The sequence below is a fragment of the Gordonia desulfuricans NBRC 100010 genome, assembly GCF_001485495.1.
Classification (GTDB): Bacteria; Actinomycetota; Actinomycetes; order Mycobacteriales; family Mycobacteriaceae; genus Gordonia; species Gordonia desulfuricans.
The window spans coordinates 1-12805 of record NZ_BCNF01000174.1; the positions used below are offsets into that span (position 1 = coordinate 1).

Here is a 12805-nt window from a genome sequence, read left to right on the forward strand (position 1 = left end):
GCGGACGTCCCGGTGGCGGCGGCGGTGGCGGTCGTGGCCGCGGCGGTGCCGCAGGTGCGTTCGGTCGTCCCGGCGGTGCTCCGCGTAGGGGGCGCAAGTCGAAGCGGGCGAAGCGCGCCGAGTACGAGAGCATGCAGGCACCGGCAGTCGGCGGTGTCCGGCTGCCCCGCGGCAACGGTGAGGTCATCCGCCTCGCCCGCGGCGCCTCGCTGTCGGATTTCGCAGACAAGATCGGCGCCAACCCGGCATCGCTGGTGCAGGCCCTGTTCAACCTCGGCGAGATGGTCACGGCGACCGAGTCGGTCAACGACGAGACGCTGGAGCTGCTCGGCGGCGAGATGAACTACACCGTCCAGGTCGTGAGCCCGGAGGACGAGGACCGCGAGCTGCTCGAGAGCTTCGACCTCAGCTACGGCGAGGACGAGGGCGGCGAGGAAGACCTCGCACAGCGTCCGCCGGTGGTCACCGTCATGGGTCACGTCGACCACGGCAAGACCCGACTGCTCGACACCATCCGCAAGGCCAACGTCCGCGAGGGCGAGGCCGGTGGTATCACCCAGCACATCGGTGCCTACCAGGTCGACACGCACCTCAACGGTGAAGATCGCCTGATCACCTTCATCGACACCCCGGGTCACGAGGCGTTCACCGCCATGCGTGCCCGTGGTGCGAAGGCCACCGACATCGCGATCCTCGTGGTCGCGGCCGACGACGGCGTGATGCCGCAGACGGTGGAGGCGGTCAACCACGCACAGGCGGCCGACGTGCCGATCGTGGTGGCGGTCAACAAGATCGACAAGGAGGGCGCGGATCCGACCAAGATCCGTGGTCAGCTCACCGAGTACGGTCTGGTGCCCGAGGAGTACGGCGGCGACACCATGTTCGTCGACATCTCGGCCAAGCAGGGTCTGAACATCGAGGCACTCCTCGAGGCAGTGCTGCTGACCGCCGACGCATCGCTGGATCTGCGGGCGAACCCGGACATGGACGCGCAGGGTGTGGCCATCGAGGCCCACCTCGACCGCGGCCGTGGCCCGGTGGCCACCGTGCTGGTCCAGCGCGGCACCCTGCGGGTCGGTGACTCGGTGGTGGCCGGCGACGCCTACGGTCGTGTGCGCCGCATGGTCGACGAGTACGGCGACGACGTCGAAGAGGCGCTGCCGTCGCGTCCGGTCCAGGTCATCGGCTTCACGTCGGTGCCCGGCGCCGGCGACAACCTGCTCGTCGTCGAGGAAGACCGCATCGCCCGGCAGATCGCCGACCGGCGCAATGCGCGCAAGCGCAACGCACTGGCCGCACGCAGCCGCAAGCGGATCAGCCTCGAGGACCTGGATTCGGCGCTCAAGGAGACCAGCCAGCTCAACCTCATCCTCAAGGGTGACAACTCGGGTACCGTCGAGGCGCTCGAAGAGGCACTGCTCGGGATCGAGATGGGCGACGAGGTCTCGCTGCGGGTCATCGACCGCGGTGTCGGTGGCGTCACCGAGACCAACGTCAACCTGGCTGCGGCGTCGGATGCGATCATCATCGGCTTCAACGTCCGTGCGGAGGGCAAGGCCACCGAGCTGGCCAACCGCGAGGGCGTCGACATCCGGTACTACTCGGTGATCTACCAGGCCATCGACGAGATCGAGAGCGCGCTCAAGGGCATGCTCAAGCCGGTCTACGAAGAGGTGGAGCTCGGCCGCGCCGAGATCCGCGCGATCTTCAAGTCGTCGAAGATCGGTAACATCGCCGGTTGCCTCGTGCAGTCGGGCATCGTGCGTCGCAACGCCAAGGCCCGCCTGCTGCGCGACAACGTCGTGGTCGCCGAGAACCTCACGATCTCCTCGCTCCGCCGCGAGAAGGACGACGTGGTCGAGGTTCGCGAAGGCTACGAATGTGGTCTGACGGTCACCTACAGCGACATCAAGGTCGACGACGTGATCGAGACCTACGAGTTGCAGGAGAAGCCGCGCGACTGACGCGCACCGTTACACCCAGGCTCCCCTTCCGCCCGGCCCGCACCGCTTCCGGTGCGTGCCAGGTCGGGAGGGGAGCAGCTTCTGACCTCAGGGAGGAACCCGATGGCTGATCCGGCACGAGCACAACGACTCGCCAAGCGGATCTCGTCGATCGTCGCGTCGGCGATCGCGAACGAGATCAAGGATCCGCGGCTGGCACATGTCACCGTCACCGACGCACGCGTCACCGCCGACCTACACGACGCCACCATCTTCTACACGGTGATGGGTGCGGGCATCGACGACGAACCCGATCTCGAGGGTGCAGCGGCCGGCCTGAAGAAGGCCACCGGCATCCTCCGCTCCAAGGTGGGCGCCGGCACCGGTGTCCGCTTCACCCCGACGCTGACCTTCGTCGTCGACACCGTGCCCGATGCGGCCCGGCAGATGGAGGAACTGGTCGCCAAGGCCCGGGCGAGCGACGAACTCGTCGCCCGTCAGGCCGCGGGTGCCCGGCCGGCCGGTGACGCCGACCCCTACCGCAGCAAGGACGACGACGATCCGGAGACCGCGGACGGCGAGGACACCGACGAGTGACCGCCGGTTCGAGTTCGGACGTCGCGGCACTGTTGCGCCGCGCCGCCGACGACGCGGGCGCGGTGACCATCCTGTGTCACATGCGACCGGACGCCGACACCATCGGCAGTGGTCTGGCCCTGGGTCTGGCCCTCGACGGTCTCGGCGTCGATGTCGAGGTGGCATTCCCGGGACCGGAGGAACTGCCCGCCGCGCTGCGGGAACTGCCGGGCAGCAAGCTCCTCGTCGGTCCCGCACATCTGGTGGGGCAGCCGGTCGCGGTGTCGGTGGACGCGGCGAGTGTCGCCCGCCTCGGGGCGCTCGATGCGCACTTCGGTGCGGCCGAGCACTCCGTGGTGATCGACCATCACGCATCCAACCCCGGGTTCGGTGACATCGACTTCATCGACCCGGCCGCGGACTGCACCGCCGAACTGGTGCTGCGCGTCCTCGACGACATGGGTGTGGAGCTCGACGTCGACATCGCGACCTGTCTGTATGCGGGGCTGACCACCGACACCGGCTCGTTCCGGTGGGCGCGGCCGGAATCGCTGCGGGTGGCCGCCCGACTCCTCGACGTCGGGGTGGACGGTCGCGGCTGGAGTCGGCGGCTCTTCGACACCCATCCGTTCTCCTGGTTCGGCATGGTCTCGCAGGTCCTCGGCGCCGCACAGCTGGACCGGACCGCCTGTGGCGGTGAGGGTCTGGTGTATGCGGTGGTCGATGCCACGGCGCTGGCCGACCTCAGCTGGGAGGAATCGGAGAGCATCGTCGACATCGTGCGCACCGCCGCCGAGGCGGAGGTCGCCGCGGTGTTCAAGCAGGTCGGTGCCGAACGGTGGACGGTCTCCCTGCGGTCGAAGAACACCGTCGACCTGGTGCCGATCGCCCGCGCCCACGGTGGCGGCGGGCATCGTCACGCGTCCGGATACAGCGATGCCGGTCCGATCGACGAGGTGATCGCCCGACTGCGGGATTCGCTCTGACCCCCACATCCTCCGATCTCGACGCCGGGATGCGTCGCGTCGGTGTCCTGACGGTGTCGGCGCTGGCGGTGCTGATCGCGCCGCCGCTGTACCTGCTGCTGGATCTGGCGGTGGTGGGCAGGCTCGGCGGCGACGAACTCGCCGCGGTGGCCGTGGCCACCCTCGTCCTGTCGATCATCAGCACCCAGCTGACGTTCTTGTCCTATGGGACCACCGCCCGTGCGGCCCGCCGGTTCGGTGCCGGTGATCGCGCCGGGGCGGTGGAGGAGGGTGTACAGGCGAGCTGGATCGCCGTCGGCGCCGGGCTGCTGCTGGTCGCGATCACCTATCCGATCGCACCCTGGGTGATGTCGGCGCTGGTCGGACACGACTCGCCGGCGTCGGCGGTGGTCGCCGCCGATGCCACCCAGTGGCTGCGGATCGCGGTGTTCGGGGTGCCGCTCATCCTGCTGTCGATGGCCGGTAACGGCTGGATGCGCGGCGTGCAGGAGACCCGCCGCCCGGTGATCTACGTGGTGGTGGGGCTGTCGGTGGCCGCGGTCCTCGTCGTCGGCCTGGTACACGGCGTCGGCTTCTTCCCGCGGCTGGGCCTCGACGGCAGCGCGGTGGCCAATGTGATCGGCCAGGGCATCACCGGTCTGCTGTTCGCCACCCGCGTGGTGCGGGAACGCGTGACCGGCGCCGATCGGCCGTGGGCGGCGTTCGCCCCACGCTGGTCGGTGATCGGCGCACAACTGCGTATGGCCCGCGACCTCATCGTGCGGAGCCTGAGTTTCCAGATCTGCTTCGTCTCGGCGGCCGCGGTGGCCGCCCGGTTCGGCGTGGCCCAGGTCGCCGCCCACCAGCTCGTCCTGCAGTTGTGGGACTTCGTGTCGCTGTTCCTGGACTCGGTGGCGATCGCCGCACAGGCCCTCGTCGGTGCGGCCCTCGGCGCCGGGTCGGTGGCAGTGGCGCGCAGCGTCGCCCGTCGGGTCACCATCATGTCGGCGGTGGCCGCGGTGCTGATGGCGTGTCTGTTCGCGCTCGGGTCGTCGGTGGTGCCGCGGGTGTTCACCGCCGACGACGCCGTCCTCGCCGCGATCGGCGTGCCGTGGTGGTTCTTCGTCGGAATGCTGCCGCTGGCCGGGGTGGTGTTCGCGCTCGACGGTGTGCTGCTCGGCAGCGGTGATGCGGCCTTCCTGCGCACCGCGACGCTGATCGGGGCACTCTTCGGCTTCCTGCCGCTGATCTGGATGTCGCTGGCCTTCGACTGGGGGCTGGCCGGGGTGTGGTCGGGGCTGGTGCTGTTCATGGTGATCCGGCTGATCGCGGTGGTGTGGCGGGTGCTCTCCGGACGCTGGCACCGGACCGGCACCGAGATCGCGTGAGCCGCTGGCGGTTGTACCCGAGTGGTGCGTGACTGCGCCGATTGCTCCGCGCGCCGGGGTCTCTGGCACGATGGATCCTCGTGGCAACTCTCTGGGCGATCAGCGATCTGCATGTTGCGCATCGCGGCAACGAGCACATCATCGACCAGGTCCGTCCGAGCTCCGACGACGACTGGCTGATCGTGGCGGGCGACGTCGCCGAACGCACCGACGACATCATCGACACCCTGCGCCGGCTGCGCGCCCGTTTCCACACGGTGATCTGGGTGCCGGGCAACCACGAGCTCTACACGACGGCCAAGGACCCGCTGCAGGTGTTCGGTGTGGCGCGCTACGACTATCTGGTGCAGGCCTGCCGGGACATCGGGGTGATCACCCCGGAGGACATCTACCCGAGCTTCGATCCCGGCGACGGCAGCGGACCGGTGCGGGTGGTGCCGATGTTCCTGCTCTACGACTACACCTTTCGCCCCGAGGGCACGGCGACGGCGCTCGCGGCGCTCGCCGTGGCGCGGGAACGCAATGTGGTGGCCACCGACGAGTTCCTGCTCTCGCCCGAGCCGTATCCGACCCGTGATGCGTGGGGGCGGGCGCGGGTGGCGGCCACCCGCACCCGGCTCGAGGCCCTCGACCCGGCCGAGCCGACCGTCCTGATCAACCACTGGCCGTTGCGCCGCGAACCCACCGACACCCTGATGTATCCGGAGTTCGCGCTGTGGTGCGGCACCGTCGAGACCGCCGACTGGCACACCCGGTTCAACGCCGCCTGCTGCGTCTACGGGCATCTGCACATCCCGCGCACCACCTTCTACGACGACGTCCGGTTCGAGGAGGTGTCGGTGGGCTATCCGCGGGAGTGGAAGCGCCGCGGCCTGCCCGAACCGCTGCTGCGTCAGATCCATCCGGATCCGGGTCTGCGAGAGGCCGATCTGCCCGCCCACGGCGCCCGGTTCGAGCTGCCCCCCGACTACGAGGAACGGGCCCGTGAGTTCGCCCGCCGGATCGAGGAACGACGCCGCAGGCGGGCCGGGAAAGCCGGACCGGCCGGCCCCGACACGAACACCACCGACGAGAGCAAGGGGCACACTCCGTGATCGAACGACTGCTGCCCGCCGGTGTGGCGGCGGCCGAATCCTTCGGTGACCCACCGGGTCTGACCCCGATGCCGGCCGAGGAGTCGCTGATCTCGCGGGCGGTGGAGAAGCGTCGTCGTGAGTTCACCACCGCGCGTCATTGCGCGCGGCAGGCGCTCGGCGAACTCGGTATCGCCCCGGTGCCGATCATGCGGGGTGAACGCGGAATGCCGGTGTGGCCCAAGCAGGTCGTCGGCAGCCTCACCCACTGTGACGGCTATCGCGCGGCGATCGTCGGGTTCTCGATGGCGGTGCGGTCGGTCGGCATCGACGCCGAACCGCACGCCGCGCTGCCCGACGGTGTGCTCGACCACACCAGCCTGCCCGCCGAGCGGGAGGTGCTCGCGACGCGCCCGGACACCCTGCACTGGGACCGGTTGCTGTTCTGCGCCAAGGAGGCCACCTACAAGGCGTGGTTCCCGCTGACCGAGCGCTGGCTGGGGTTCGAGGATGCACACATCACCTTCGAACAGGACACCGCCGATGCTGCGGTGACCGGTCCGGACGGGGTGGCGTCGGGACGGTTCACCTCCCGCATCCTGATCGACGGCCGGGCGATCGACGGGGGAGCACCGCTGAACGAACTGCACGGCCGCTGGCTCGTGGACCGCGGACTGATCACCACGACGATCGTGATGGTGTGACATGGCCGACCTCTCCATCGAGAACGCCGGGCTGGTCATCATCGACAAGTCCGACGGCATCACCAGCCACGACGCGGTGTCCCGCTGCCGCAAGATCTTCAACACCCGCCGTGTGGGTCACGCCGGCACCCTGGACCCGATGGCCACCGGCGTGCTCGTCATCGGCATCGAACGGGCCACCAAGCTGCTCGGACTGCTGTCGCTGACCACCAAGGCCTATGTGGCCACCATCCGGCTCGGGTCGTCGACCACCACCGACGACAAAGAAGGCGAGATCCTCACCCGCGGCGACGTGTCCGGGGTGACCGACGAGGCGATCGCCACCGGGATCGCCGCGCTGACCGGCGAGATCGAGCAGGTCCCGGCCAAGGTGTCGGCGATCAAGGTCGACGGCCGGCGCGCACACGCGCTGGTGCGTACCGGCGCCGACTTCGACCTCGAGGCCCGCCCGGTGACGGTGTCGCGGTTCGACGTCCTCGAGATCCGTCGTGTCGACGGATCGGACGGCTCCGGCGGGTTCATCGACATCGACGTCGAGGTGGACTGCTCGGCGGGGACCTATATCCGTTCCCTGGCACGCGATCTGGGTGCCGGGCTCGGGGTGGGGGGACATCTCACCGCCCTGCGGCGCACAGCCGTCGGACCGTTCACCCTCGAGCATGCGCGCACCCTCGATCAGCTCGCCGAGCATCCGCTGCTGTCGCTGACCATCGACGAGGCCGCGCTGCTGTCGTTCCCGCGGCGTGACATCGATGCCGAGGAGGCCGAGTCGATCAGCCAGGGTCGGTGGCTGGAGCCGGTCGGGCTCAAGGGGATTCACGTCGCCGTCGACCCGGAGGGACAGGCGATCGCCCTGATCCAGGAGAAGGGGCGCCGGGCGAGCTCGGTGATGGTGGTCCGCCCGGCCACCCTCCGCTAGCCCGGGCGACCGGGTCCGGGGCACACCGGGTCCGGGGCACACCGGGTCCGGGGCACACCGGGGAGGTGGGTCGGTTCGCCGGGGCGGGGTGGACGAGGGGCTCAGGCCCCGGCCACGAGGAAGATCGCGCGGGCGGCGATGTCGCCGAGGTCGATCGGTTCGGCGTCGTTGACCGTGATCGAGATGGTGCCCGCGAACGGACGCTTCTCGATCACCGTCACCGTGCAGTCCAGTGCCACACCCACCTGGTCGAAGTACCGCAGCATCTCCGGGTCGGTGTCGGAGATGCGGGCGATGGTCCCCGACGTCCCCACCTCGACGTCGGCGAGGGAATCGGCGGCCGGGCTGGGCACCGATCCGTCGAGCGCCGGGATCGGGTCGCCGTGCGGGTCGCGGTCGGGGTGGCCGAGTTTGGCGTCGAGACGGGCCATCAGCCGATCGGAGACGGCGTGCTCGAGCACCTCGGCCTCGTCGTGCACCTCATCCCAGCCGTAGCCGAGTTCGCGCACCAGGAAGGTCTCGAGCAGCCGGTGGCGGCGCACCATCAGGATCGCGGCCGTGCGACCGGCGTCGGTGAGTGTCACCGCACCGTACGGTTCGTGGGAGACCAGGCCCTGATCGGCGAGTTTGCGGATCGACTCCGACGCCGTCGACGCCGACACCCCCATCTTGTCGGCGAGCAACTTGGTGGTGACCTTGACCTCGGCCCACTCCTGGGAGGTCCAGATGACCTTCAGGTAGTCCTGGGTGACGGTCGACAGTGATTCGACCGCTCCATCGGCCGGGATCTCTTTGCGGGCCCCGGACGTTCCTCTGCTGGGCATGCACAGCAGCTTATGCGCGGACGGTGACACGGGCGAAATGCGCGGTGCGTGTCGGACGATGTTCACCGGCCGCCGTACACCCCGACACCTGAGGTTCACACCGGCCGGTCGTGGTGGTGGGCGCGGCGCCTGCGTCGTAGTCTGGTGCGCGTGTTGCGTTGGCGAGGTCTCGAGGATGTCCCCGCGGATTGGGGTCGGTGTGTGGTCACGATCGGTGTCTTCGACGGTGTGCACCGTGGGCATGCGCAGCTGATCGGTGCTGCCACCACGGCTGCACGAGACCGTGGGGTACCCGCGGTGTTGATGACCTTCGATCCCCATCCGGCGGAGGTGGTGCGCGCCGGCAGTCATCCGCCGCAGCTGACCACCCTCACCCGGCGGGCCGAACTGGCCGAGGAGCTCGGCATCGACGTGTTCTGCGTCATGCCGTTCACCCCGGAGCTGATGTCGAAGTCGCCCAAGGACTTCGCCCACGACGTCCTCGTGGAGAGCCTGCACGCCGCCGACGTGGTGGTGGGGGACAACTTCACCTTCGGACGCAAGGCGGCCGGTGACGTCCCCAAACTGATCGAGCTCGGCAAGAAGTTCGGCTTCGAGGTGCAGGCCATCTCGCTGTTCGGCGAGCATGCGGTCACCTTCTCCTCGACCTACATCCGCTCGTGCGTGGGTGCCGGCGACGTCGAACGGGCCACCGAGGCCCTCGGCCGGCCGCACCGCGTGGAAGGCGTCGTGGTGCGTGGTGACGGGCGCGGCCGCGAACTCGGTTTCCCCACAGCCAATGTCGCGCCGCCCATGCATGCGGCGATCCCTGCCGACGGTGTCTACGCGGCCTGGTTCACCGTCCTCGGTGCCGGACCGGTGGTGGGGCAGGTGGTCCCGGGGGAGCGCTACGAGGCGGCGGTGTCGGTGGGCACCAACCCGACCTTCTCCGGGCGCACCCGCACGGTGGAGGCGTTCGTCCTCGACACCAGCGCGGACCTCTACGGCCAGCACGTCGCCGTGGACTTCGTCGCCAGGATCCGTCCGATGGAACCGTTCGAGAGTGTCGAGGCGCTGATCGTCGCGATCGGCGACGACGTGGAGAAGACCCGCGGCATCCTCGAGGCCGAGAAACTGAAGTAGGTGCGCCGGCGGGACGATCCGGCCGGTCGCCGATCGGGCACGAGTGCCCGGGGCGGCGCCCGGTGCCCGCGATTTGGGCGGAGCGCATCGGGTTCGGTAGCCTGTACGACGGTGTTGCTGCGGTCCGCGGTGGCACACCGGTCCCGCACAGACATCCGGGTGGATGTCGCGCGGTGGGACATCATGATTGCGCGGCACTGAGAAACGGAGAATCTCCATGGCACTGACTGCTGCCGAGAAGAAGACCATCCTGGCCGAGTACGGCCTGCACGAGACCGACACCGGCTCCCCGGAGGCCCAGGTCGCGATGCTGACCAAGCGCATCACCGACCTGACCGAGCACCTCAAGGAGCACAAGCACGATCACCACAGCCGTCGTGGTCTGCTGCTGCTGGTCGGCCGTCGCCGTCGCCTGCTCAAGTACGTCGCCAAGGTCGACATCAACCGCTACCGCTCGCTGATCGAGCGCCTCGGCCTGCGTCGCTGAGCGACCTGCCGAACGCGTCGCCGAGCGGCGCACGGTAGCCCCGATACACCACCGAACCGGCCATCTCCACTGGAGGTGGCCGGTTCGGTGCTGTGTCGATGGTAGGCTGGCCAACGGAACGTTGCCGTGGGCAAAGTCCCCAGGATGTGATCCCAGTGTCAGATCGGTCCTCGGTAGTGGCCGCCGGAACACGAGGTTCCGGCCGCTTCGATCGAAGGCCGTCTGAGCTCCAGGCAGGCAAGACGTGCATGCCGTCACTTCCGGTCGACGATGTCTCACACCCGTTCTGGGTTGTCGGACGCACGCAGACGAGATCGCGTGCACGCTTCACCTCGGACTTCTTCTCCGGTGGGGCACGGCACCCATATCCGCATATTCACGGCCGCACGATGCGGCCCACACCGGCCGCAGGATGCGGCCGAAACGAAGGGATCATCACCCCACATGACCGATGTGACCACCAATGACGACTTCGTCGACTACGACGACGCCATCACCGAAGCCACCGCCATCATCGACAACGGCAGCTTCGGCACCCGCACCATCCGATTCGAGACGGGCCGCCTGGCCCTGCAGGCCGCCGGATCGGTGACCGCCTACCTCGACGACGAGACCATGCTGCTGTCGACCACCACGGCGTCGAAGCACCCGAAGGAGCACTTCGACTTCTTCCCGCTGACCGTCGACGTCGAAGAGCGCATGTACGCCGCCGGCCGCATCCCCGGCTCGTTCTTCCGTCGCGAGGGCCGCCCGTCCACCGACGCGATCCTGACCTGCCGTCTGATCGACCGCCCGCTGCGCCCGTCGTTCGTCGACGGCCTGCGCAACGAGATCCAGGTCGTCGTCACCGTGATGAGCCTGAACCCCAACGACCTGTACGACGTCGTCGCGATCAACGCGGCCTCGGCGTCCACCCAGCTCGCCGGACTGCCGTTCTCGGGCCCGGTCGGCGGTGTGCGCGTCGCGCTCATCCCCACCGAGGAGAACAAGGCCGGCCAGTGGGTCGCGTTCCCGACCGCCGAGCAGCTCGAGGGTGCCGTCTTCAACATGGTCGTCGCCGGTCGCATCGTGGGCGGCTCCGGTGACACCGCCGACGTCGCGATCATGATGGTCGAGGCCGAGGCCACCGACAACGTCATCGACCTCATCGCCGGTGGCGCACAGGCCCCGACCGAGTCGATCGTCGCCGAGGGCCTCGAGGCCGCCAAGCCGTTCATCGCCCGCCTGTGCGAGGCGCAGAAGTCGCTGGCCGACGCCGCCGCCAAGGCGACCGGACAGTTCCCGCTGTTCCCGCCGTACGAGCAGGACGCCTTCGACGCCGTGGCCGCCGTGGCCACCGAGCGCCTGTCGGAGATCCTGACCATCCCCGGCAAGCAGGAGCGCGACGACAAGACCGACGCGCTCAAGGACGACGTCCTCGCGCAGCTCGCCGAGCAGTTCGAGGGTCGCGAGAAGGAGATCGGTGCGGCCTACCGCTCGGTCACCAAGAAGCTGGTGCGTCAGCGCATCCTGACCGACCACTTCCGCATCGACGGCCGTGGCATCACCGACATCCGCTCGCTGTCGGCGGAGGTCGCGGTGATCCCGCGCGCCCACGGTTCGGCACTGTTCGAGCGCGGCGAGACCCAGATCCTCGGCGTCACCACCCTGGACATGGTCAAGATGGCCCAGCAGATCGACTCGCTGACGCCGGAGACCTCCAAGCGGTACATGCACCACTACAACTTCCCGCCGTACTCGACCGGTGAGACCGGCCGCGTCGGCTCGCCGAAGCGTCGTGAGATCGGCCACGGTGCGCTCGCCGAGCGTGCCCTGGTGCCGGTGATCCCGAGCGTCGAGGAGTTCCCGTACGCGATCCGTCAGGTGTCGGAGGCGTTGGGCTCCAACGGTTCCACCTCGATGGGTTCGGTGTGTGCGTCCACCATGTCGCTGCTGAACGCCGGTGTGCCGCTGCGCGCCCCGGTCGCCGGCATCGCGATGGGTCTGGTGTCCGACACCGTCGACGGCGAGACCCGCTATGTCGCGCTGACCGACATCCTGGGCGCCGAGGATGCCTTCGGCGACATGGACTTCAAGGTGGCCGGCACCAAGGACTTCGTGACCGCGCTGCAGCTCGACACCAAGCTCGACGGCATCCCGTCCAAGGTGCTCGCCGGTGCGCTGAGCCAGGCCAAGGACGCCCGTCTGACCATCCTGGACGTCATGGCCGAGGCCATCGACGAGCCGGACGAGATGAGCCCGTACGCCCCGCGGATCACCACCATCAAGATCCCGGTGGACAAGATCGGCGAGCTGATCGGCCCCAAGGGCAAGACGATCAACGGCATCACCGAGGAGACCGGCGCCAACATCTCCATCGAGGACGACGGCACCGTGTTCGTCGGTGCCGCCGACGGCCCGTCGGCGCAGGCCGCGATCGACAAGGTCAACGCCATCGCCAACCCGCAGCTGCCGAAGGTGGGCGAGCGTTTCCTCGGCACCGTCGTCAAGACCACCGCCTTCGGTGCGTTCGTGTCGCTGCTGCCGGGTCGCGACGGCCTGGTGCACATCTCCAAGCTCGGTAAGGGCAAGCGCATCAACAAGGTCGAGGACGTCGTGAACGTGGGCTCCAAGCTCCGCGTCGAGATCGCCGACATCGACGAGCGCGGCAAGATCAGCCTGGTCCCGGTGGACGAGGACGCCAAGTCCGACGCCCCGGCCGAGGCTGCCACCGCCGACGCCTGATAGACGAATCCCACCGGCCCGCATCGATCATCGATGCGGGCCGGTGTGTTTTGAGCGGTATCCGGTGGTTGACCCGCTGA

The 12805-nt window shown here is 68.9% G+C and carries 11 protein-coding genes; 10 read left to right on the forward strand and 1 reads right to left on the reverse strand.

What is annotated here, in order from left to right:
- The 7 genes from infB to truB all read left to right on the forward strand — a co-directional run.
- A partial coding sequence (infB, locus tag GD1_RS22720) for a translation initiation factor IF-2 (protein WP_083534643.1) occupies positions 1 to 1964 on the forward strand: 1964 nt, incomplete at its 5' end.
- Between the two features lie 102 nt (positions 1965 to 2066).
- On the forward strand, positions 2067 to 2540 hold the full coding sequence (gene rbfA, locus GD1_RS22725) for a 30S ribosome-binding factor RbfA (protein ID WP_053776404.1): 474 nt from the start codon (positions 2067 to 2069) through the stop codon (positions 2538 to 2540).
- Positions 2537 to 3505, forward strand: coding sequence for a DHH family phosphoesterase (locus tag GD1_RS22730; RefSeq protein WP_059039766.1), 969 nt, complete (start codon positions 2537 to 2539; stop codon positions 3503 to 3505). Before rbfA ends, GD1_RS22730 begins: the two co-directional genes overlap by 4 nt.
- 29 nt (positions 3506 to 3534) lie before the next feature.
- Positions 3535 to 4872, forward strand: coding sequence for an MATE family efflux transporter (locus GD1_RS22735; protein WP_083534641.1), 1338 nt, complete (start codon positions 3535 to 3537; stop codon positions 4870 to 4872).
- 80 nt (positions 4873 to 4952) lie between these two features.
- Positions 4953 to 5966, forward strand: a complete 1014-nt coding sequence (locus GD1_RS22740; protein ID WP_059039761.1) for a metallophosphoesterase family protein — start codon at positions 4953 to 4955, stop codon at positions 5964 to 5966.
- On the forward strand, positions 5963 to 6649 hold the full coding sequence (locus tag GD1_RS22745) for a 4'-phosphopantetheinyl transferase family protein (RefSeq protein ID WP_059039762.1): 687 nt from the start codon (positions 5963 to 5965) through the stop codon (positions 6647 to 6649). Before GD1_RS22740 ends, GD1_RS22745 begins: the two co-directional genes overlap by 4 nt.
- A 1-nt stretch (position 6650) precedes the next feature.
- The gene (gene truB / locus GD1_RS22750; protein ID WP_059039764.1) at positions 6651 to 7568 is read left to right on the forward strand and encodes a tRNA pseudouridine(55) synthase TruB; all 918 of its coding nucleotides are present in this window, start codon (positions 6651 to 6653) and stop codon (positions 7566 to 7568) included.
- Between the two features lie 101 nt (positions 7569 to 7669).
- On the opposite strand, the gene GD1_RS22755 is transcribed toward truB, so the two are convergent.
- On the reverse strand, positions 7670 to 8392 hold the full coding sequence (locus GD1_RS22755; RefSeq protein ID WP_020791216.1) for a metal-dependent transcriptional regulator: 723 nt from the start codon (positions 8390 to 8392) through the stop codon (positions 7670 to 7672).
- A 150-nt stretch (positions 8393 to 8542) separates the two neighbouring features.
- On the opposite strand from GD1_RS22755, the gene GD1_RS22760 reads away from it, so the two are divergent.
- The 3 genes from GD1_RS22760 (at position 8543) to GD1_RS22770 (ending at position 12725) form a co-directional block, all read left to right on the forward strand.
- A complete protein-coding gene (locus GD1_RS22760; RefSeq protein WP_082365739.1) occupies positions 8543 to 9514 on the forward strand; it encodes a bifunctional riboflavin kinase/FAD synthetase in 972 nt (323 codons plus the stop codon).
- 217 nt (positions 9515 to 9731) lie between these two features.
- Positions 9732 to 10001 (forward strand): 30S ribosomal protein S15, encoded by a 270-nt coding sequence (gene rpsO / locus GD1_RS22765; RefSeq protein WP_020791219.1) that lies wholly within the window; start codon positions 9732 to 9734, stop codon positions 9999 to 10001.
- Between the two features lie 444 nt (positions 10002 to 10445).
- Complete coding sequence (locus tag GD1_RS22770) at positions 10446 to 12725, forward strand: polyribonucleotide nucleotidyltransferase (protein WP_053776406.1); 2280 nt, start codon at positions 10446 to 10448, stop codon at positions 12723 to 12725.
- Positions 12726 to 12805: the final 80 nt, after the last annotated feature.